The sequence below is a fragment of the Pseudoalteromonas agarivorans genome (assembly GCF_024518735.1).
GTDB classification, from domain to species: domain Bacteria; phylum Pseudomonadota; class Gammaproteobacteria; order Enterobacterales; family Alteromonadaceae; genus Pseudoalteromonas; species Pseudoalteromonas atlantica.
In genome coordinates this window covers 26,784-49,947 of record NZ_JANIGJ010000005.1, presented here as the reverse complement: position 1 = coordinate 49,947, position 23,164 = coordinate 26,784, and the positions used below count along the sequence as shown (strand labels likewise).

Genomic DNA, 23,164 nt, shown 5'->3' with positions numbered 1-23,164 from the left:
AATGATCACCACAAGCCAACTACTAGAACAAGACGCTATTAATCGCCAAGTTGTTGATGCCGGCGACTATTACTTACATGTGGTCAAAAAAGGCGAAACCATACGCATTTTAGACTTAGAAGGTAACCAAGCCGCCGATACGCTTTTTTATAATGCGAACAAACCAAGTGAGCGTTACAGCGCTACCGATACAATTCGTGAACAAGGTAATGTGTATTTAACAACAGGTACCGTACTACTATCAGATGAATGTAATCCTATGCTTAAAATTGTTGCCGATACATGTGGTCGACACGATACCGTTGGTGGGGCGTGTTCGTGTGAAAGTAATACAGTGCGATACTCTCTTGATAAAAAAACCATGCATGCATGCCGCGATAGCTGGTTATTAGCAATCAACGAACAACCAGAGCTTGGTTTAAGTAAAAAAGACATAACCCACAATATTAATTTTTTTATGAATGTACCTGTAACCAACGACGGAAAACTAACCTTTGCCGATGGCATAAGTGGCGCAGGAAAATACGTAGAGCTTGAAGCGCTGATGGATTGCATTGTGCTTATTTCCAATTGCCCACAGCTTAATAATCCCTGTAACGCTTATAACCCAACCCCCGTTGAAGTGCTTATTTGGCAATAACTTATATCAACTATTTAATTAATTAGCCGCAAGGCATGTGTTTGGGACGACCCAATCACTTTTACAAATTTGCTGCGGGACGACCCGCGAAAACGAGTAAAAATTATGTTTAATACCGTTCTAATAGCTAACCGAGGCGCTATAGCCTGCAGAATTATTCGTACCCTTAAAAAGCTTGGCATTAAAAGTATTGCCTTATATTCGCAAGCCGACAAAGAGTCATTACACGTACGCGAAGCCGATGAGGCTTACAGCTTAGGTGAAGGCGGCGCAAGCGAGACCTACCTAAACCAGCAAAAAATTATTGATATAGCCAAGCAAACCGGTGCACAAGCAATACACCCAGGTTATGGCTTTTTAAGCGAAAATGCCGATTTTTCAGAAAAACTAAAACAACATGGCATTAGCTTTATTGGCCCTCGCGCTAAGCAAATGATTGAGTTTGGGCTTAAACACCAAGCGCGTGATATAGCCGAGCAAGCAAATGTACCGCTAGTCCCTGGTAGTGGTTTAATTAGCGACTTAGACGAGTTAACTGCTTTTTCAGCAAAAATTGGTTATCCAGTTATGCTTAAAAGCACCGCGGGTGGTGGCGGTATTGGCATGCAGCGCTGCGATTCTCAAAGCGAGTTAGAAAAAGCTTTTGTAAACGTAAAACATTTAGGCGCACAAAACTTTTCAAACGACGGTGTATTTGTTGAAAAATTTGTAGAAAAAGCCCGCCACATCGAAGTGCAAGTATTAGGTAACGGCTTTGGTGAAGTAGTGACACTTGGCGAGCGAGATTGCTCAAGCCAACGTCGTAATCAAAAAGTAGTTGAAGAAACACCGGCACCAAACCTGCCAGCAAGCACACGTCAAGCAATGCTAGACACAGCTAAAAACTTAATGGCGTCAATTGACTATTTGAACGCAGGAACCGTTGAATTTATTTACGATAACGACCACGACCATTTTTACTTTTTAGAAGTAAACACCCGCTTACAGGTTGAGCATGGCGTTACAGAGGCGTGTTATAACGTAGACTTAGTAAGCTGGATGCTAAAAATAGCCTATAGCGAATCAATAAAAAATACAGCGTTAGATTTATCCGCTTTAGATAGTATTAAACCTACAGGGCATGCTATTCAGGCGCGTATTTACGCCGAAAACCCAGCTAAAAACTTTCAACCTTCAGCGGGGTTACTCACCCAAGTACAGTGGCCCACGGATAATGTACGTGTAGATAGCTGGATAGAAGCCGGATTAACCGTTTCACCTTTTTTTGATCCTATGCTGGCTAAAGTGATTGTTCATGCAGATACCCGCGAGCAAGCCATTGAGCAACTAAACTCTGCTCTTAATAATTCAAAAGTATATGGTGTAACAACCAATATAAGTTACGTGCAACAAATTTTAGCTCATCAGGAGTTTGTACAAGGCTGTATTTTTACCCGCACTTTAAATGATTTTAAAGCTCATTTTGCAGGGTTCGAAGTGCTAAAAGCTGGCACTATGACCACCATTCAGGACTACCCTGCCCGTACTGGTTATTGGGATATTGGTGTGCCGCCCTCAGGCCCTTTTGATTTTTACTCATTTAAACTTGCTAACCGCTTATTAAATAACCCTGCTGACGCAGCCGGTTTAGAAATTACATTACAAGGGCCAAGCCTTAAATTTTACCAAGACTGCCAAGTAGCTATTACCGGTGCGCCTATTGAGCTGTGGCTTGACGAGAAAGCCCAGCAATGTAACCAAATAATTAATATTAAAGCGGGGCAAGTACTAAAAACTGGCAACGTAACGCAAGCTGGCGCCCGTGCTTATTTAGCATTTAGCGGCGGTATTCAATGCCCTGATTATTTAGGTAGCAAAAGTACGTTTACGTTAGGGCAATTTGGTGGACACTGCGGCAGAGCCCTGCGCATGGGCGACTTTTTATCGTTACCAACATTTATACAAGCACAACCGTTAGCCAGCTTAAACGAGCACGTTGTTACTCCTGTTACAAACGATTGGACGTTGCGAGTAATGTACGGCCCCCATGGTGCGCCAGACTTTTTTACTAAAGATGACATTAAAACCATACACGCGCATCAGTGGAAAATTCACTACAACTCAAGCCGTACAGGTATTCGTTTAATAGGTCCTAAGCCAGATTGGGCACGCGAAACCGGCGGCGAAGCAGGCCTGCATCCTTCTAATATTCACGATAATGCCTATGCGTTTGGCACAGTCGACTTTACAGGCGACATGCCGGTAATTTTAGGCCCCGATGGCCCGAGCTTAGGCGGGTTTGTTTGCCCGTTTACCGTAATTAGTGCCGATTTATGGAAGCTCGGCCAACTAAAAGCGGGTGATTCACTGCGTTTTGAAGTGGTTGATAACATTAATGCACAACTTATCGAAACAGCACAAAACTCGCAATTAGCCAGCCTAGAGCGTGTTGAGTGTAATTATCAAACCTGTGAGCCAAGCTCCCCAATAATAGATACCTTAGTAACCGATGATGGCGAGCCCGATTTAGTATTTCGCCAAGCAGGCGATAAGTTTTTACTTGCTGAATACGGCGAGCTTATTTTAGATTTAAACCTACGCGCCCGCGTACAAGCACTTCTTGAGGCATTACAAAACGTGCAGTTAAATGGGGTACTAGAGCTCACACCTGGTATCCGCTCTTTGCAAATACATTACGATAATCAATCTATTGAAGTACAGAGTTTGGTAAACACCATTAAACAGCTCGACCTAAACTTGGGTGACACTCGTCAGCTGAGCTTTGAATCGCGTGTTGTACATTTACCACTAAGTTGGAACGACAAAGCCTGCCAAGAAGCAATTGATAAGTACCATCAATCAGTTAGAAAAGATGCGCCTTGGTGCCCTTCTAACCTTGAATTTATAAAGCGTATTAATGGCTTAAATAGCATTGAGGAAGTAAAAAACATTGTTTTTAACGCAAACTACTTAGTGCTGGGCTTAGGCGATGTTTACTTGGGTGCACCTGTAGCTACGCCGCTAGATCATTGCCATCGCTTGGTTACAACAAAATATAACCCTGCTCGCACGTGGACCGCCGAAAACTCCGTGGGGATTGGTGGAGCTTACATGTGTATTTATGGCATGGAAGGCCCAGGTGGCTATCAGTTTGTGGGGCGCACAGTACAAATGTGGAACCGCTATCGTAAAACTGATGTGTTTAACAAACCTTGGTTACTACGCTTTTTTGATCAAATAAAATACTACCCTGTAAGCCATGAAGAGCTAATGCAAACTAGAGAAGACTTTGTGTTAGGTAAATGGCAACCAAAAATAGAACAAGCTGTTGTCTCTATGCCTGAACTACAAAAGCAGTGGCAACAAAACCAAAAAAATATAAATACATTTACCCAGCAGCGTGAGCAAGCTTTTGCCGAAGAAATGGAACAGTGGAAACGTACAGGCCAATTAAATTATAAATTTGAAGAAAGCGAAACCGAGCAAGGTGAACAAATTAAACTCGCGCCTGGGCAGTACTTAATGGAGGCCACGGCCGCAGGCAGTGTGTGGAAAATAAATGCCGAGCAAAACCAAGCAGTTGACGCTAACGAGTCTATGGTGATTTTAGAGTCTATGAAAATGGAAATTGATTTAACCACCAGCGAAAGTGCAAAGGTAGTACAGGTTTTAGTAAAAGAAGGCCAACAAGTTCATGCAGGCCAAGCTTTAATGATTTTACAGGGGTAATGGAATGTCACAAATTAACTTATCAATTAGCCAATTACATAACGCGTACAGTAGTGGTGAGTTATCGCCGGCCACTCTGATTAGCCATTTAACTGAACAAGCAAAACAACAAGAAGCCGTATGGCTACATGTACTTTCGGCGCAAGAGCTCGCGCCCTATTTAAAAGCCTTAGAATCTAAATCGTTAAAAACGCATCCTCTTTATGGGGTTCCTTTTGCTATAAAAGATAATATAGATTTAGCCGGTATTCCCACTACCGCAGCCTGCCCTGAATTTACCTATACACCTGAAAATTCAGCCTTTGTAGTAGAGCAACTCATTGCAGCAGGCGCCATCCCTATTGGTAAAACTAACCTTGATCAATTTGCCACAGGCTTAGTGGGTACGCGCTCTCCTTTTGGTGAAACACCAAACGCGTTTAATCCTGATTATATTTCGGGTGGATCAAGCAGTGGCTCAGCCGTTGCCACAGCCTCTGGTATTGTAAGCTTTGCTTTAGGCACAGACACCGCAGGCTCTGGTCGAGTACCCGCATGTTTTAATAATCTAGTGGGTGTAAAACCGAGTAAAGGGTTGCTATCGAATAGCGGCATGGTACCGGCATGTAAGAGTATTGATTGCATGAGTATATTTGCGTTAAATGCAATCGATGCTAATAAAGTGCTTCAGGTAGCTGCTAAATACGACCCCAATGATTGCTACTCACGTAAAAACCCGCCAGCTAACCAGCAACCAGTATTGGTAAATAGCGCATTTAGCTTTGCTGTACCACTTCCTGAGCAGCTGAAATTTTTTGGTGACGAAGGTTACAAAAGTGAATTTGCAAAAGCAGTTAACGAATTACAAAAAATGGGCGGGGTTAAAAAGGAGCTCGACTTTAGTCCATTATTTGAAGCTGCAACACTGCTTTACGAAGGTCCTTGGGTAAGTGAGCGCTATTTAGCCACTCAAGATTTAATGGAAAATAACCCACAAGCACTGTTAGATGTTACCCGCACTATTATAAGTGGCGGTATTAAACCTCTGGCTATTGATTGTTTTAGCGCGTTATACAAACTACAAGCTTTTAAACAGCAAGCTGATTTATTAGTTGAGCAAGCTGACTTTGTTGTTACGCCAACCGCAGGCAGGCACTTTACACGAGATGAAATTCGCGAAAACCCTATTGAGCTTAATTCTCAGCTTGGTTATTACACCAACTTTATGAACTTGTTAGATTATGCTGCAGTAGCCGTACCTACTGGTTTTACAGCCGAGAGTATGCCTTTTGGTATTACGTTATTTAGCTTTGCAATGAAAGATCAAAAACTACTTAGCTATGCCGATAAAATAATGCAACACAATGCATTGCCATTAGGGGCAACTAAACACCCTTTCATTAGCACCGAGCTGGATACCTCTAAAAATACGGGCTTTATTGATATTGCAGTATGTGGCGCGCATTTATCAGGTATGCCACTAAACAGCCAGCTAATTGAGCGTAATGCTCAGCTAATTACTAAAACACGTAGCGCTAAGAGCTATAAAATGTTTGCTGTTGAGGGCAACATAGAGCGCCCTGCACTGGTTAAAACACAGCAAGATGCTAACGACTTTGAACTAGAAGTATGGCGAATGCCCACTCAACACTTTGCAAGTTTTGTACAAGGTATTAGCGACCCGCTCGGTATAGGCCAAGTAACACTTGCCGATAAAAGCCTAGTTACCGGTTTTATTGCGCAAAGCCATGCAAAATCGGGTAAAGATATTAGCGAGTACGGTAGTTGGCGAAAATATATAGCCACTAAATAAAACATAAAAGCCCTAAATTTAGGGCTTTTGCTTTTAGTTAAAGTGCGCGTGAGTAGCTAAGCGATATAAAATCGAGGCCTGGGTTGGGCTTTTTAATACCAGCGTTTGAATAATGAAAATACTTAAGTGACACGCTATGTTGCTCAGCCTCACCAAATTTCATGGCAATGCCTAGGCGGTCTTCAAACTGGTAATGTGTGCTTATGTTTTTACCCGCAAATTTGGTGTCATCTAATAAGCTTAAACCAATACCAAACTCGGCAAAAACGCGGTTCCCAGCAATACTGCCAATAGGATAAAAAATAACAGGCGAAAGCGTTAAGCCTAAATTAGCGTCGTAGCGTTTTGGGTCATCGTATTCAAAAAAGTTGGCATTGGCTTCTAGGTAAATCTCTAGCTCTTCAAAGCCTTCTATTTGATAATCTAAGGCATATTGATAAGCCACCTTAACCCCTCGCACGTCTCCTTCACCTTGAATATAGCTCATCGAAAAGTAATCTTGTGCAGCCGTTGCAGCGCCTGCGTATAGCGTTATAGCTATTAAAAACAATTTATAAAGTTTCATGTTATTCACCTCAAGCAGCTCTATTTTTATTGCAATTGCTTGACCTAAACACAGCAAATTTAGCTGCTCTAGATTAAGCAATGATTCAATGAGGTGCATACTAATTGCATTTAACTATTTTGATAATTGCAATTTAAGTGGAATAACTTTCTTTAATATATTGATAATTAAACAGTGCTTGAGCGCACGCTAACGTGTGTTGTTAACCGCTTATATTGCTGCTTAAAAAGCTGCCAACCCACAATACCCGATAAGGTATTACCGCATGCCATACCGATAAATAACCCTGTTAAACCGTAAAAATACGAGCCTAACCAAAGTAGTGGTAAGTAACACAAAAATAGCCGCGATATAGAGATAAATAAGGCCGTGGTCGCAAACCCCAGCGCGTTACATACCGATACCATGATCATACATACACCCAAAGCCGCGTAGCTCAGGGGCACAAATGCAAAGTAATCTGTTAGGTTAGCTACTATTTCACTATTATTGCTAAGCGCATTTGCAAGCGGGTTAGCCACACCTAGCATAATAACCGCTAATAAAATTTGTATGCCAATTACAAAACCGCACGCAAGTTTTACTACGCTTAATATTTGCCTAAGCTCGCCCCGCCCTTTTAAATTTCCAACAATGGGGGGCAGCGCCATGGTAAGCGCTAAAATTAAAATAATCGCAATATATTCAATACGGTTTGCAAGCCCCCAAGCTGCTACAGCAAACCCACCATATGCGGCAATCAATGCCGTTACTATCATGGCTGAAATAGGCGGAATAAACTGTGAAAGTAAAGCCGGCGCCATCATTTTTGCAATGGCTTTTATTGCCTGCTCGGTGCGGTTTTTTAAAACGTCAAAGGTTACAAGTTCTCGTTTAATAAGCGTGTAAAACACCACTACTAAGCCTATTGAAAAAGCAACACAGCTTGCCCATGCAGCACCCGCTAACTCCATATCAAAGGTAAACATAAACAATGGATCGAGCGCTATATTTAACACGCTGGTTAGCACCATAATTCGCCCAGGCAATAAGGTTTCGTTATGAGCACGGCAAATGCTGTAACCAAAATAAAGCAGCGCTCCAAGCCAGCAGCTTATTAGCCAAGGCAACCAGTAAAGCTCAGTTAAATTAAATAACGAAGGCGTTGCACCCAGCGCTAAAATTATAGGCTGCTGAAAAAGCCACAACGCCAAGCACAATAGCGTTACTATTACGGTGCCAATAAGTACGATTAAACTACCTAAGTAGCGTGCGTAGTGAACTTTATTTTCCCCAAGTGCAGTAGAAATGGTCGCAGTTGCCGCAATACCTAAGCCTACTTGTACTCCCACAATTACCTGAAAAATAGCAATACTAAAGGCAACTACAGCGAGCGGCTCAGCGCCTAGCTTAGCAATAAAAATACTGTCTACCAGCTGGCTTCCCATAATAGAAAACAAGCCAACCAACATAGGCCAGGTTTGCTTAAATAAATACTTTAAAAGTAATGATGTATTACGGCTCATAAGGCAGGCTCACTCTAAACTTAAAAATTTAAACGAGAAAAATACCGAAAAAAAAGGCGCTTATAGTAAGCGCCACAGGAAAAGTCACAATGAATAAGCTGCTAGTATATTTACACAACTAAGTATTGATAATATAGTTGTTTAAATAATCAGTTTATTGAAAAATTTGATAATGAACATTGCCCATTTAAATCTGTTTGTCAGAATCGCAACAACACACAATATTAGCTTAGCTGGCAAGGAGTTAGGTTTGTCGGCTGCGGTTTCTAGTGCCCAAATGAATAAGCTTGAAGAAACGCTCGGCGTTAAACTTATTCATCGTACAACGCGTAAAGTATCGCTAACCGAAGAGGGGCAAGCTTTTTTACCCCACGCCGAGGAAGTGCTTGCCAATGTTGAAATGGCGCGCGCCTCGGTAGGTATAGGCAGTGTAACTCCACAAGGAAAATTGCGCATTACCGCCCCTGCTTCGTTCGGGCGTATGCATATTATTCCTGCATTGGCTGGATTTATTGAGCAATACCCCGACCTGACAATTGATTTACGCTTAAGCGATAGCATTATTGATATGGTTGGCGGTGGTTTTGATATAGCAATACGCGACGCCGCCCTAAACGACTCAACCCTTATAGCCCGAAAGGTTGCCCGCGATAAACGCTTAATTTGCGCATCGCCTAATTACCTTGCAAAACACGGCACCCCAACAACACCGCAAGATTTAAAAAATCATACTTGCGTTAATTTACATGGTTTAACTACGTGGTCGTTTATTACACCCGAGGGCACACAAAACATTAAAACCAATAACGTATTACAAGCTGACAACGGTGAAGCGGTGCGCGATGCGTGCGTGCAAGGCTTAGGTATTACGTTAATGTCGAGCTGGTGTGCCTATAAAAAACTACAAAGTGGTGAGCTGGTACAAATTTTACAAGACTACCCACTTGCATCCGACACCGCTATTTGGAGTGTTTACCCAAGTTCGCGTTTATTAGCGCCAAAAGTAAGGGCCTTTATAGACTATTTTAGCGGCTACTTTGGTGACGAACCCTACTGGGAAAAAATATAATTATTTAACCGTAAAATATAAAAGCACAAACCTAGGTTTGTGCGTTTTAAGCTTTAATCTTCAAGTGTTAAACAAAACCGTTATTTACTGGTTAAACGCTTATAGATGATGTCTTTTAGTACTGCGCGATCATGCTTTAACTGATGCATTGCTTCGTCATCAATTGGCGCATTTTCAAGTTCTAACTCGCGAATTTGTGTATCCAGTGCGTTGTATTTTTCAACTTGCTGTGCAAATTCTGCATCACTTTTAATAAGCGATGTGAGTGTGTCTGTGTACTGTGGGAATTCGTTTGCTACTGAGTGATTTTCGCCTAACATAATTGTTCTCCGTTGTTTTAATAGGTAACCCCTTGGGCATGTAAAAATAGTAGCAACTAACCTTTATTTTTATAATACCCATTTTAGCAGAGTTACTTTATTCAATAATTTGATAATAGCTAATATAAACGTACCGCTACGTTGGGTTTTTAGCTTTCCAGGCGTTATCGGTCGCTCTTAGGTTTTCGCTATCTATACTCATTACTTGCTCAAGATGCTGATGATGCTGTTTATACGCCGATATATAGCTCTCTTGCTCGTTGCGATTTTTATAAAGATCAGGCATTACATGAGCATCTTTTTGTTTAAACAAACGTTGTAACCGGTAAGCCTCATAGGGCTCTACTCCTAACGCTTCTAAAGCGGCTTGCCCCATTTCTAGTGCGCTACCAACTGTTTCTCGGTGAATGCTATTAAGGCCGCTATCCATGAGTTTAAACTCGGCTTCGCGGTTGTATGCACTAATTACTATTTTAAGCCACGGAAAATGCTTTTTAGCCAGCTCAGCCAAATGTTTGGCTTGTTCGGTATTGCTCATGGTAATTACCAGTAGCTCTGCCGATGCTGCTCCTGCTGCATGAAGTAAATCTAAACGCGTGGCATCGCCATAATAAACTTCAAAGCCAAGTTTTCTGAGTAAGTTAACGTTGTTAGCATCGTTATCTAAAATAACGGGTTTAATACCTGAAGATATTAAAAAGCGGCCAAGGTCTGTGCCTAAACGGCCAAAGCCTGCCAAAATAACACGATGATTTTGTTGTGCTATCGTATCGGGTTCTGAGCTTTGTGCTGGTATTGCTTGGTTTTGTGCTAAAAACTTATCATGAAAAATAAATAACAACGGCGCTAAAAACATTGAAATAGCCACCGCCGATATAAGCGGGTCAATGACGTTATTGGCTAATACACCGTTATTTTTTGCAAACTGAAATAACACAAACGCAAACTCCCCACCTTGCGCTAAGGCAATGGCAAATAACAAGCGCGCTCCCGAGCTAATTTTAAATAACTTGCCAACAATTACTAATACCAACCACTTTATGGCAATTAAGCCTGTTGTTAAACCAAGGATTAGTAATAGATTATCGCCAATTAACGTAAAGTTTAAACTCGCCCCAATGGAGATAAAAAATATACCCAGTAGCAAGCCTTTAAAGGGTTCTATGTCGCTTTCAAGCTCGTGTCTAAATTCGCTGTCGGCAAGTACCACACCAGCTAAAAATGCCCCAAGCGCCGGCGATAGCCCTACCGCAAGCATTAACAAAGAGGTACCAATAACCAAAGCAAGCGCAGCAGCAACAAACACTTCGCGAATACCGGTTTTTGCTATGGCTCTAAATATAGGTTGGCTGGCAAATTTACCTATTAAAAATACCGCAAAAATAGCCGCAAGAGTCAGTATCACTCGCAAATAATTAGGCAGTGTTGTTATATCAAATAGCACAGAGCTGTGGTGCGAGCCGCCCGCTATAGCAAATGTTGCCAGTAACGGCAGTGCTGCAAGCATAGGGATAACCGCTAAATCTTGAAACAACAATACAGCAAACACACTGCGCCCTGCTTCTGTATTCATTTGGCCTTTTTCTTGAAGGGTTTGTAGCACAATAGCCGTAGACGATAACGACACGATTAAACCAACCGCCAATGCTTGCTGCCACGGTAAAAATATTAGCGCAATAGCAGTAATAATAATGCTTGTAGCAATTACCTGCGAGCCACCAATACCTAAAATAGGCAGCTTTAACTGCCAAAGTAAGGACGGTTTAAGTTCAAGCCCAACTAAAAATAGCATCATCACTACGCCAAATTCAGTAAAGTGCATAATGGCTTCTACATCACCAATTAACGAAGCGCCAAAAGGCCCAATAATAATACCGGCAATTAAATAACCCAGCACTGAGCCTAAGCCTAATTTTTTTGCTATAGGTACCGCAATGGCCGCAGCGGCTAAAAATATAAATACTTGAAGTAAAAAACCTTCCATAGCTAGTCCCTCCTGATAAGTTTATTTAAATCAGAGTTTAAAAATTCACTGTGCGCCAACTGCGCTTCATCTAGCTTGCTATCTCGCAGTGCTAAAATAGCGCGGCGATATTGCTGAGCATAATTATGTACCTGCTCTGGTGCTAAACCACGGTGTACGCCACTAATTACAAACGGCGGTAAGCATTGCATTTTGCATAAATTAACAGTGGCTTTAAAAGGCGAAGTGAGTTGCTCTATGGTAAATTTATTTATGCCCGTGGGCGTATAGGTATCGGCATCGCCCCCGGTTGTAATGGCCTGTAGCGCCAATTTATTTTTTAATGCATCACCTTTTGAGCCGTACGCCCAATTGTGCTCAAGTACTAGGTCAAACCACTGTTTAATAATGGCTGGGCTTGAGTACCAGTAAAAAGGATGCTGAAAAACAATAATGTCGTGTGCTTCGCATAAAGCTTGCTCGCGCTGCACGTCAATCATCAGATCGGGGTAATGTGCGTATAAGTCGTTAACAGTAACGCCTTCAAGGTCTTCTACTGCGCTGCGCAACTCTTTATTTATATTTGAGCGAGCAGCCGCTGGGTGAGCAAAAATAATGAGTATTTTTTTCATGGTTTATCGCCTATTGCACTGTAAAATCAAAGCCTACAGCTGAAGTTAAATAAATTAGGGTGCACTGCCATGCACTGCGCCTTAGTTAAAACCGTTATTTAACGTTTTGAATTGAAACCACCATGTCGGGCCAATTACGTTGGTTCTCCATGCTGTACTCGGCACCTTGCTCATCGGCGTATTTAAAACGCCTTAACGCAGGTGTTTGGCTTGTCGCTTGGTATAACCAATAAGCTTCAGCGCGAAGCGCTTCTTGAATAGGTAAGTCGATTGACTCATACACTGCTTGTTTAGTGGCATTAATCGATTCGCTTGGCCAAAGCGCAATGCGCTTTGCAAGTTTATCAACGTATGGGCCTATTTCGTCTGGGTTTAGTGCGCGGTTAACGGTGCCGTAAAATTCGGCTTGGTCTGCGTCAAAGTCATCGGCGCTTAGTACTATTTCAAGCGCTCGGCCTAAACCAGTTTGACGTGCCATACGCGATGCACCACCGCCACAAGGTAAAATCCCCATACCCACTTCCATTTGCATAAACTTAGCTTTACCACGAGCTGCAAAGCGCATGTCGCATGCGAGCGCAAACTCATGGCCGCCTCCTCGGGCAAAGCCTTCTATTTTTGCAATGGTTGCTTGCGGTAATTTACTAATGCGCTCTAACACAACCTGTAGGTCGAGCAGTTTTACTTCGTTACGTGGAACAGCCTTATCAGACATATCCTTTAAAAAGTCGGTATCGGCATGCGAAACAAATATTTCTGGATGGGCCGATTGAAACACCACTACTTTAATTTGTTTATCGGCTTCTAACTTTTGTGCCAACATTGTTAAATCTGCAAGCATTGGTAAACCTTGAACATTTACCGGTGCGTAGTCAAAAGTAACCGTTAAAATTCCATTATTTGCAATGGTATTGAATGTAGTAAACCCTTCGTATTTCATAGCGTTATCCTTTGTTATTTTGTATAAATCAGCAAACGTTAAATGTTGTTAGCAACAATCAACTGAACGATTTACATTCTAGTAACTAAAGATAAATTTGATAATATTGATATTAAACGAATTAGTTTACTGTTATTTTTGATAATAATTGGTATTACTACCATCTCATTAGTAATTAGCCCTGTATATTATTTAATAATAAATAAAAAATTCTAGCCGTTTAATAACTCAATAATTATTGAGTTATTAAACCATTACTTTATTACGGCCTGCATTTTTAGCTGCGTATAATTGTTCATCAGCTCGTCGGGATGCATCTTTTGGGGCTTCACCTGGTTTAACTTGTACTACACCAATACTTACTGTTGATTTTATATGGAGTGAGGTATGAGTAACATTTTCAATATTTTCACGTATACGTTGGGCCACCTCATGTGCAAAACTAAGAGGAGTATTAGGTAAAACAACTAAAAATTCTTCTCCGCCAACCCTACCTGCACAATCTGTTTGACGAATGTTTTTTTCTATAAATTTAACAGTAGAAATAATAACTTCATCACCAATATCATGTCCGTAAGTGTCGTTTACTTGCTTAAAGTGGTCTATATCAATAACAATTAGTGAACACGCACTCCCTAAAAACTCACTCTTTTTAATCGCATTATATTTAAATTCAAATATTGATCTACGATTAGCGATACCTGTTAATTCGTCTTTTAATGCAAGTGTTTTAAATCGCTGTTTATGCTGAGTTTGTTTATAAGTTATGTAAGCTAAAATCAATATTAGCCCAATAGAAAACAGCAAAGATGCAATTTGCCAAAACGCTTTTTCATCAGCTAAATTTAATAACTGTTGTTTTACCTCTGACGATTCTTTCAGTCTTGTTATTTCTCGTTTTTGCTGTTCCGAGTCAAACGCTAAACGTTGAGATAGTAATGTATTATCTGCAATTTCTTGCACTTTTCTATCTGCGATTTTTAATAACTCTCTTTGAGCTAAGGCTTCTTGCTGATAGTTATTTTTTTGCATTGCTAGTTCACGCTTAAATTCTAAAAAACGTGTTAAAGAGTCAACTGACCATACTTGAGAACTATTTTGCTCAAAGTCTAAATAAAGCAGTTCCGCCTCATCTAGGCGGCCCTTTTTAATTAACCACTCAGCTGTTGTTATTGATTGAATAAATTTAATCCACTCACTATTTAATGTTAAACCCCTGGCTTTATTTAAGTATTGCTTAGCCGCTTGCAGCTCATTTAATTGAATATTTATTTGTGCGATTTTAAAAAGTAGGTAAGCATTCCCTTCATCGTCTTCATACTTAGTAACCGCTGGGAGTATACTGTTGTACAACAGTATCGCTTTTTGATAATTACCTTGAGCTTCATGAGCTTGGGCTAGACTATCTGTGGCTATGTACCACTCTTGCTCATTATAATTTGTCAGCTCATTAATCGCTCTTTGCAATTGCTCTTCAGCGAGCGAAAAATTGTGAAGATCGGCGTGGATAAGCCCTATCTCTTTAAGTATAAGCGCTTTGTCGTAAGAAAAGCCGCCTTGCTCATAGGAATTATAAGCTTGTTGAAATGCCAAAAAAGCTTGCTGGTACGAACCTTGTGAACGAAAAATTATCCCTAATATTAAGTTAGCTGTTGCATGTTGATAATAAAGCTCTGGATTTTTAGAGGTGGCACTAATAACATTTTTAGCCATTGAAGTGGCTGTACTTACTTTGCCTTGTTGGTATAAATGAAATGCGTGGCATGTTTCTAAATCGAGTTTTAATTTAGGCGAGTTAGCTTTTTTGATTGCTTGATTTGCATCTGTCAGTAAATCACTTAATGCTATATGATTTTTGTCATTTTGGGGGTCATAAAACCAACACTTTACAGTTTTAACACGAGCAGTATCGAGCACTGAAGAATAAGGTAAATTGCGCTCTAACTTATCCATAAGCTCACGACTTTGACTACTCGTTAAATGTCCACTTAGTATTTTTCCAACATCTTCTTTTACTGCATTAGCAAAAGTACTAAAACAAAGTAGAGAGTAAAAAACACCAATAAATAACTTAAACATTTAGCTTTATAATTCCTTTACCGTACTTAAAACACAATTGTAGGACACTGTAATTAGCTGACGACAATTTTTAATACCTACTGTTAATTATGGTAACAGTATTTGCTTTAATACTTATATTAATACTTGCATTAAAGTTTGCTGTTATAGGTTTTGTAATTGCTCTATCAACCACTTATGAATTGGGCTGTTATTGGTTCGTGGATGCATGCGGCTATTATTGGCCTGAGCATGCTTTTCTCAGAGTGCTTTATCTAATAAACATTAATGGTTAAGAGCTCGGCTTATTAATTAGATTAAATGAAACTTTCATTTTATTTGCACAATTTATTGCCATACTAAAACCTACGTATATAAATCGTTTTGGGGTAAGTATGAGAACAATTAAGCGAAGTCGTTTAAAAGCGCCTAGCGTTAACACTACAAAAACTAAGCTCGCATTTTGCCTGCTTAGTGCCACGGTACTTTTAACTGCATGTGGCGAGCAGATAAAAAGCGAAAGTACACCTGCCTCCCCAGAAGCTAAAAGCGCTAAAAACACACTTATTAATACCGATGATTTTAATATTAAAGCCATGGTAAAGCTGCCACAAACTGTTGAGTGTACGCTTGAAAACGGCTTACAAACCCAGTGTGCCCAGGTTGTTTTAAAATATCAGCCCGACAACATTGAAGTCGGCCCTTTTTGCCCAGAAACACTCGACGACGTTGGCGGAATTTGGGATTGGGATGGCACCGATGCGGGGCTATATAGGTTAGATAAAGCATTTTTAACCATGCTTAACGAGCAAGGTTTTACCTTTTACGATGAAGACGGCAACGTGCATATTGTTGATAACGCGACCATTCGCCCAACAGTTGATCATGCATGTATTAATGTATCGGTAGATAAAAGCGTAGAAATTACCGCCCTTTTACCACTGCACCCTGTTATGTCTGAGCAATCAACAGCGTTGGGCACAGTATCTAAAGTGGGTATAGCGCTTGCAGGTGTACCTATTTTTTCGGATGCGCCAAGTGTGCAGCATACAGGGCATTTACCCGCGCTTGATACGTGCGCAGGGCATATTGATCCGGGCGGTTGGTACCACTACCACGGCACTGCCAGTGATATAGACAGCGTATATAAACACGAACATGTAAACGCCAACTGTAATAATTTAGCGCAAAAGCCAAGCGCCCTATTTGGTTATGGCTTTGATGGCTACCCAATTTACGGAAGCCAAGAAATTGATGGTACATCCCCAACCGAGTTTGATAGCTGTAATGGCCACACAGGCCCCGTGGGTGAAAGCGGCATAGTTACTTACCACTACCATGCAAGTAATACATTCCCTAACTTACCTAAATGCTTAAAAGGTGTGGTTGCACAAAATAATTTTACGACTACAGCACAAGCGGGTGTAGGAGCTAAGCCACCTGAAGGCACTAAAATAACTCGCCATGAACCACCTGGTGGCGGCGGTCCAAAGGCGGGTGGCCCTAACGGCGGCATGTCGCCACCGGGGTTTGCTGAGGCAGCTAACAAACTAGGCGTTAGCGAAGAAGTGCTTATGCAAGCAATGCAAAAAGCCGGCGGCCCTAATGCAGATTTAACGGTTGTAGCAAAAGCACTTAACGTACCATTGGAGCAACTAAAAGCCGCCTTACCAGAAAAACCTAAACGCTAATTAACCTGAACTCTGGTTAGAGATTTACTAACATATTGAACCATAATGATATTTAAGTTTATTTTCTCTAGCCAGAGACTTTCAGTGAAAATAAGGTAAATTTACGCGTCAATAGCTTGCCTATTGCAAGTAATTTAAACGCGGTTAGCACTGAAAATAGCTGCTCGAGATAGATTTATTATCCAATAATTCAGGCTAATTATAAATTACGGCAAGTGTTAAAAGCACTTGCTGTAACAATTAGTTACGCAACTTATAGCCTATAAAAGTTCCTAAAATCGTCAAAAATGTGAGAAAACGTTGGCTTGTGTCAAGAACAGTAAACGTTAGTAAAAAGCTGTAAACACGCCCCTGTTATCGGTTACATATCAGTTACCATTCAGTTTAAAGCGCTAGTATTGAACCCAGTTATGTAACAACATACACGAGGCACTAGTATGAAACTGACTCAATTACTCCCTGCTCTACTTGCCATAAGTGCAGTATCTGGCGCTGCATATGCAGCACCCAATGAGCGAGAACACGCAAAAAGTTTTAATAATGAGCGCGCAAAACGCATCGAATACAAACGAGATGAGCGCCGCGATAACAAAAAACAGCGTATAGAATATAAAAAAAACGACCGTAAAGAGCGCAAACAAGCCAAACGCGAGCACCGCAAAGAGCAAAAGCGCAAAGTTGCCCATTACAAACAGCAGCAACGCACTCGTAATTATTTTAAACATAATCGCCACAACGTAGTGACCTACCGGCCTGGGCATTATTTTAATCATTTACCGCGCAATAGTGCTTCAATCAGATTTAATGGCATTACGTTTACATTTAGTGATGGTATTTACTACAGAAAAGCAAAAAGAGGCTACCACGTAGTTAAGCCACCAAGAGGCTTAAGAATACGCTCACTACCAAGGCATTATTCACACTTTAAACGCCATAATACCACTTACTATACCTACCAAAATGTATATTACGTGGCAGATAATAATGGTTATAGAGTAGTTGATGAGCCTAAAATAGTGGTTAATCAGGCTATTAAGGTAGGCAGTGCTAAAAATTATGATTTAGGGCAAACCTACGACACCCTCCCTATTTCGGCAGAGGCTGTCACGATTAACGATCAACAATATTTTAAGTACCAAGATATTTATTTTTTACCGCAAATAAACGGTGACGAAATAAAATATTTAGCGATAAATTTAGGGTAATAGTAATAAATTTTAAAAGCTCAGCACTTAACTGCTGAGCTTTTTATTTAATGTAACCCGATCTAGGATGCACCTTAATTACTAAAACATGCCCATTAACCACCTAACAGTGACCGCTAATGAACTAGCTAGAAAAAAGCCCGAAAATGCCATAATGCCTGTAATAAGAAGGATTCCACCACTATCATTTAACTTTAAATATAAAGCGAATAGAAAAAAATAAGCTACCCAAATAATAAAGTTAATGAAAAATTGATAAAAGTAATTATCTGCAAAAAATAAAACTATGGGGATATAAACTGCTAAAATAAAAGGAAATATCAACAAAAAAAGAACAAAAAGATATGAGCTTGTTTCGTATATAAATATTAGTGATGCTTTCCCACCCCCTCGTTTAGCCAATTTCCTGCGGTATTTAATATTATCTTGCTGTGTGGATTCCTCTAATGATATGTTCATCTTTTTAGCGTTGTTAGAAATACTTTTATCTCTAATTTTTTGCTTGTAAGACAGTAAATATCCTTCTATTGACCCACACAAGACCAATAAGGTCATAAATAAAAATCCATAGTACCCATACTCAGGCTTTAACAAGGACATAAACATTTAATTCCTTTTACATTATTGAGTACGTTTCACACACCCTAAGCTTACTAATAATGTGCTGTACACACGTACTTTTATCTACAACCCATAATCCATAACTTATTGGCAGTATATCAATATTAGCGCGGCTAAATAATTTATAGGTATCGAGCTCAAAAAAATCAGCCCATGACCCAGGAAAGCCAATTAAATTAATCGCAAGATATCGTCCATTATACCGACAAAGAATATCAACATCCGTTCCGGCTATCGTGTAACCAGCCCACGTTTCTATTTTTAAACTAGTTAATTCGCAGATAACTCTTTGCTGAAATTTATCAATATCAGAGGTTACATTGTGAGCTGCTTCAAACTGCGTTATTGAACTTATATAACGTCTTAGTAAATAATGCTCTGGCAATTGCGTTTCATCTATTGATAAAAATACACATTGTTTTTGCCTCGCTCGTGTAATACACACATTAAATACATCTGCTTTATTAATAAAAGCCGCAGCTCTTTTAGCATTATTATCTAGCGCAAAAGAGATAAGCATAATGTCTCGCTCCTCGCCTTGAAAACCAAATGGAGTGGCAGATCTCAGTTTATACTTTATTATCTCAGCTTCATTAAAGTGAGTTTCTATCTCTTTGGTAATATAATCAGCTTGGCTTCTAAAAGGCGAAACAACCCCCATGCTATGGCTGATCCCTGCGCTTTTATCATCATCAATTTGTTGCTTAATCGTGTTTATAACACTGCTCGCCTCAAGATGATTAATACCTGAACTATCTCGAGTTCCATTAACGCGTTGTACCAGTAAGTTACCCGTACTTGTACAAGGTCTGTGCTGCATTATTTTTAACTTTGATTGATAAAAATGTTCGTTACTAAAATTAATTAACTCAGGCTTGCTTCTAAAATGTTCATCTAAAAATGCCAGTTGTTTATTATCGTTTAATGCATTTAAGGTCAGATCTAAAATAGAGTTATCACGATAGCTCATAACGCCTTTATCGCAAAAACTCACATTATTCTTAGACATAAGCTGGGTTTCTTTGTTTTTTGCCAAAAAAGAGTAATGTTTTAACTGCTTAGTATCACCGACAATAATCGCTCTTTTTGCGCGATAAAGTGCAGGTAAACAACTACTGATGTTACATTGTGTCGCTTCGTCAATAATAACTAAGTCGAACATTTCGGCTTTTAACGGTAGTACTCTATACAAGGTATTTAAACTTACGAGCCACACCGGAAAAGCCGATAATAAAGCCTCGTATTCTATATTATCAAAAAGCTCAAACTGTCTTTTAGATGTGCGACTACGAATAGCTTGGTTAAATGCGTTTAACGATTTACGCTGAGTATCAATTAACGCTTTAAGGTTATTATTTTTTAACGCGCTTAAATAACTACTCGCCAGTTTTTCTCTTTTAAGTTGTTGGGTATTTATTTGCTCTAACGAAGACCACTGCTTTGCTAATTGCTTAATACCACGACGAGCAAATTTAATGTATAAATTACTAAGCCATTCGATATTCTTATCTTCAAGATTTTTGAGTCTTTTACCTCTAATTATGGCTCGGTGGCAAAACTGACTAAAGCGCAGTTCTAATTCATTTAATGAGGTATTTAGCTTGTTTAGTTCAGACTCAATAAGCGCGGGGTTATCTTGTTCATCCGCTAAGTAGCCTGCTAATAAATCGGCAATATAATCTTTTAATTTTTTTAAAAATTCTTTTTGTCCGGCGCGTATGGATACATCGCTTAGCCCAAAGTTTTCATTAAGTTTATCGGCTATTACATCCAGTGCGGGATTATTGTTTGCTACAATAAGCACCGACTCTCCTCGCGCCATATGCTCGGCTGCAATCGCTGCAATTGTGTAGCTTTTCCCCGTACCTGGCGGTCCTGAAACACACCCTAAATTAATATTTGCGGCAATTGAGATAACTTTCTTTTGCGAAGCTGATAATAGCCCAGGCAAATAATCGTACTTCAAGTTTTTATTTTTAATTGAAGGCTTCAAAGCGTCAATTAAACCGTTAACAGGCGGCGATAGTTTATCTGATTCAATGATTTCTTCTAGCTCATGCAGCACACCCCGGCTACTATTTGAGCGCTCAACAAAAACCAGTATAGAAGCAGGTAAAAGTGTTGGGGTTTTACTTTTTAAGGCTTTTTTTATTTCGTCAGAATCAGCAAGTTCAGGGTAGTTTAAAAGCTCAAATAGGTTCAGCGCTATCGGGCTTTCTTTCAATAATGAGGTCCAAAAATAAGCTGACTGAATATCAGCCGTTTCATCGATACTTGTAAGCTTGTTACCCTGTGGTATTAATAGTTGAGTTAATGATTCATTTATATCCGGTTGAGTATCAGTAAGAGAAAAGTAATAGTCACCCTGATCTTTTTCAATAACGGCTTCATTAAATAAAATAGGCGAAACAACCTGCTTTATCTCGCCCTTAACTTCTATGTTACCAACGAATATAAAGCGTGCATAAAGTAGTACCCGTTCGCGTTGATACACCTCTACACGCTTCATCATTTGCTTAGCAAAATTTGCAGGAATTGGAAGACGTGGTAAAAATCCAGAACCTAAATCATCTCGGCCTTGAAGAACAAAGCGATCCTCTTTTTTTAATTTATTTAGATTCCATAAATTTAAATCCGCGCTATCTTCTTTGTAGCAATCGCGATAATACGACAGGACGTTTTTACTACTCAAAATTTAATTCCATTTAAAGTTAGACACTTAAATTACGTTCGAAATTTACAATATCAACGCCGGCTTTTACTTTGTATAACTGTGCTAAGCGACCGCCAGATTTAACTTTTTCATCTAGTGTTTCAAACATACCAGAAGCTTCAATGCGTCTTATTATACTTTTACGCTGAACAGGTTTACCTATAATGGTTTCAATGACTGACTTAAATTGCCCTACGGTAAAATGCTCTGGCAAACAATAAACCGGCGCCATTGAGTACAATGCCTTTTGTTTTAAACGCGCTTTAGCTTGCTCAATAATATACTTGTGATCAAAAGCCACTGGCAAATTATTTACCTCATCTATATCTATCCATTTTGCATCATCAACCGTTTCTATATGGGTTGATACTTGCGCCTCTGCAATTAAAGCAAAATAAACTAAAGTGACACTAAACCCTCGAGGATCGCGATTAATGCCTGAGTATGTCTGTAGCTGCTCTAAATATTGAGGCGCCACACTGGTTTTTTCTTTAAGCTTTCTAAGCGCAGTCATACTTACGCTATCGTCAATATCTACGTCGACAAACCCACCGGGTAGCCCCCACCGCCCTGCAAATGGCTCACTCGCACGCTTAACCATTAGTACTTTTAGAGCACCGTTTTTAACAGTAAATAACACACTATCGACTGTAAATAATGGGTTTTTGTATTCGGTAATATCGTAATGGTTAATCACAGCACGCTCACATCAAGTTAAGGTCTTAGTGACACAATAAATTAAACGCATTTCAATATCAACCTACCTTAAAATTACAGACATATTATTAGTTCAGTGATTTAGTTTAAAAAACAGCTTGATTACTATAGGTACATTTGATAATTTAATTGTGTCGCTAGGACACAAACATTAAAAGGACAAAAAATGAAAATATTTAGCTATAACTCAACAGGAAGTAAATCGTTAGTTGATTATGATCACTTTACTTTTTCAGGTGGTGAAGAGCATGTCAGATTCAACACTGCTAATTTTTCAGACTCTATCAAAATAGAGATTTTTGAACGATTAACCAATTCTTCAAAAATGGTTAGATTAATGATTGCTGTTGATGCGTTAAAAAGATTAACAAATGAAAGCACACCTATCGAACTCGTTATTCCTTATTTTCCCTATGCACGCCAAGACCGAGTGTGCGTTGAAGGGGAAGCGCTAGGCGCTGCAGTTATGGCAAATTTTATTAATAGCTTACAATTTTCAAAAGTAACTATTTGGGATGCGCATAGCGATGTATCCCCAGCTTTAATTAATAGAGTAACTAATGTTGAGCAAATTTCGTTACTTGGGCGCTGTGAAGAACTTAGCCAACGTTTAGCAAAAGGCGAACTAACGCTTATCTCTCCAGATGCGGGAGCAAGCAAAAAAACCATTAAAATTTCAGAAAAGTTCAATGGCGTGCCTGAAGTTATTCAAGCTCAAAAAGTAAGAAACTTAAAAACAGGCGAAATAATAAAAACAGAAATTATTGGTAATGTTAAAGGTAAAAACGTACTTATTGCTGATGACATTTGTGATGGCGGCAGAACGTTTATTGAACTTGCGAAGGTACTAAAAAGCAATGGTGCTGCTGAAGTTTCTCTTTTTATAACTCACGGTATTTTTTCAAAGGGGCTTGATGTTTTTGAAGGCCTAATCGAGCACATTTATACAACTGATTCGTTTAAACCGGCTAATGAGTTTAAAAATAGTAACACCATTAGTTTACAAATAATTGAGATGTAAGGAA

The 23,164-nt window shown here is 39.7% G+C and carries 17 protein-coding genes; 7 read left to right on the top strand and 10 right to left on the bottom strand.

Annotated features, from left to right (window positions below; translation table 11 throughout):
- Position 1 precedes the first annotated feature (1 nt).
- The 3 genes from NQT65_RS10400 to atzF all read left to right on the top strand — a co-directional run bounded on the left by NQT65_RS10400 (position 2) and on the right by atzF (position 6,140).
- On the top strand, positions 2 to 640 hold the full coding sequence (locus NQT65_RS10400; RefSeq protein WP_138684867.1) for an urea amidolyase associated protein UAAP2: 639 nt from the start codon (positions 2 to 4) through the stop codon (positions 638 to 640).
- 105 nt (positions 641 to 745) lie between these two features.
- Entirely contained in the window at positions 746 to 4,348 is a 3,603-nt protein-coding gene (gene uca, locus NQT65_RS10395) for an urea carboxylase (protein ID WP_256851140.1), read from the top strand.
- 4 nt (positions 4,349 to 4,352) lie between these two features.
- A complete protein-coding gene (atzF, locus tag NQT65_RS10390) occupies positions 4,353 to 6,140 on the top strand; it encodes an allophanate hydrolase (RefSeq protein ID WP_256851139.1) in 1,788 nt (595 codons plus the stop codon).
- A gap of 37 nt (positions 6,141 to 6,177) precedes the next feature.
- Here atzF and NQT65_RS10385 read toward each other — a convergent pair whose 3' ends face one another.
- Entirely contained in the window at positions 6,178 to 6,705 is a 528-nt protein-coding gene (locus tag NQT65_RS10385) for an acyloxyacyl hydrolase (RefSeq protein WP_256851138.1), read from the bottom strand.
- Positions 6,706 to 6,872: 167 nt separating this feature from the next.
- Positions 6,873 to 8,210: an MATE family efflux transporter gene (locus NQT65_RS10380; protein ID WP_256851137.1), complete on the bottom strand. Its 1,338-nt coding sequence runs from the start codon at positions 8,208 to 8,210 to the stop codon at positions 6,873 to 6,875.
- A 172-nt stretch (positions 8,211 to 8,382) separates the two neighbouring features.
- Here NQT65_RS10380 and NQT65_RS10375 point away from each other — a divergent pair, with 172 nt between their 5' ends.
- Entirely contained in the window at positions 8,383 to 9,279 is an 897-nt protein-coding gene (locus NQT65_RS10375; protein ID WP_039972407.1) for a LysR family transcriptional regulator, read from the top strand.
- A gap of 80 nt (positions 9,280 to 9,359) precedes the next feature.
- Here the strand turns inward: NQT65_RS10375 and NQT65_RS10370 are convergent, their stop codons facing one another.
- The 5 genes from NQT65_RS10370 to NQT65_RS10350 all read right to left on the bottom strand — a co-directional run bounded on the left by NQT65_RS10370 (position 9,360) and on the right by NQT65_RS10350 (position 15,213).
- On the bottom strand, positions 9,360 to 9,599 hold the full coding sequence (locus NQT65_RS10370; RefSeq protein ID WP_256845461.1) for an HP1242/YdcH family protein: 240 nt from the start codon (positions 9,597 to 9,599) through the stop codon (positions 9,360 to 9,362).
- 136 nt (positions 9,600 to 9,735) lie between these two features.
- A complete protein-coding gene (locus NQT65_RS10365) occupies positions 9,736 to 11,583 on the bottom strand; it encodes a monovalent cation:proton antiporter-2 (CPA2) family protein (protein ID WP_256851136.1) in 1,848 nt (615 codons plus the stop codon).
- A 2-nt stretch (positions 11,584 to 11,585) separates the two neighbouring features.
- Entirely contained in the window at positions 11,586 to 12,194 is a 609-nt protein-coding gene (locus NQT65_RS10360; protein WP_126008105.1) for an NAD(P)H-dependent oxidoreductase, read from the bottom strand.
- A gap of 94 nt (positions 12,195 to 12,288) precedes the next feature.
- Positions 12,289 to 13,134 (bottom strand): enoyl-CoA hydratase/isomerase family protein, encoded by an 846-nt coding sequence (locus NQT65_RS10355; protein ID WP_126008107.1) that lies wholly within the window; start codon positions 13,132 to 13,134, stop codon positions 12,289 to 12,291.
- Between the two features lie 246 nt (positions 13,135 to 13,380).
- The gene (locus NQT65_RS10350) at positions 13,381 to 15,213 is read right to left on the bottom strand and encodes a tetratricopeptide repeat-containing diguanylate cyclase (protein ID WP_256851135.1); all 1,833 of its coding nucleotides are present in this window, start codon (positions 15,211 to 15,213) and stop codon (positions 13,381 to 13,383) included.
- Between the two features lie 374 nt (positions 15,214 to 15,587).
- Here NQT65_RS10350 and NQT65_RS10345 point away from each other — a divergent pair, with 374 nt between their 5' ends.
- Together NQT65_RS10345 and NQT65_RS10340 are read left to right on the top strand one after the other, a co-directional pair.
- On the top strand, positions 15,588 to 16,883 hold the full coding sequence (locus NQT65_RS10345) for a YHYH protein (protein ID WP_256851134.1): 1,296 nt from the start codon (positions 15,588 to 15,590) through the stop codon (positions 16,881 to 16,883).
- A 437-nt stretch (positions 16,884 to 17,320) separates the two neighbouring features.
- Positions 17,321 to 18,088: a DUF6515 family protein gene (locus tag NQT65_RS10340; protein WP_256851133.1), complete on the top strand. Its 768-nt coding sequence runs from the start codon at positions 17,321 to 17,323 to the stop codon at positions 18,086 to 18,088.
- Positions 18,089 to 18,169: 81 nt separating this feature from the next.
- On the opposite strand, the gene NQT65_RS10335 is transcribed toward NQT65_RS10340, so the two are convergent.
- The 3 genes from NQT65_RS10335 to NQT65_RS10325 all read right to left on the bottom strand — a co-directional run bounded on the left by NQT65_RS10335 (position 18,170) and on the right by NQT65_RS10325 (position 22,119).
- On the bottom strand, positions 18,170 to 18,643 hold the full coding sequence (locus NQT65_RS10335) for a hypothetical protein (protein ID WP_126008114.1): 474 nt from the start codon (positions 18,641 to 18,643) through the stop codon (positions 18,170 to 18,172).
- Positions 18,644 to 18,704: 61 nt separating this feature from the next.
- Positions 18,705 to 21,401 carry an AAA domain-containing protein gene (locus NQT65_RS10330; protein WP_256851132.1) on the bottom strand — a complete coding sequence of 899 codons (2,697 nt, stop codon included), beginning with the start codon at positions 21,399 to 21,401 and terminating at the stop codon, positions 18,705 to 18,707.
- A gap of 19 nt (positions 21,402 to 21,420) precedes the next feature.
- Positions 21,421 to 22,119: an NUDIX hydrolase gene (locus NQT65_RS10325; protein WP_256851131.1), complete on the bottom strand. Its 699-nt coding sequence runs from the start codon at positions 22,117 to 22,119 to the stop codon at positions 21,421 to 21,423.
- Positions 22,120 to 22,305: 186 nt separating this feature from the next.
- Here NQT65_RS10325 and prs point away from each other — a divergent pair, with 186 nt between their 5' ends.
- Positions 22,306 to 23,160 (top strand): ribose-phosphate diphosphokinase, encoded by an 855-nt coding sequence (gene prs / locus NQT65_RS10320; RefSeq protein ID WP_126008120.1) that lies wholly within the window; start codon positions 22,306 to 22,308, stop codon positions 23,158 to 23,160.
- Positions 23,161 to 23,164: the final 4 nt, after the last annotated feature.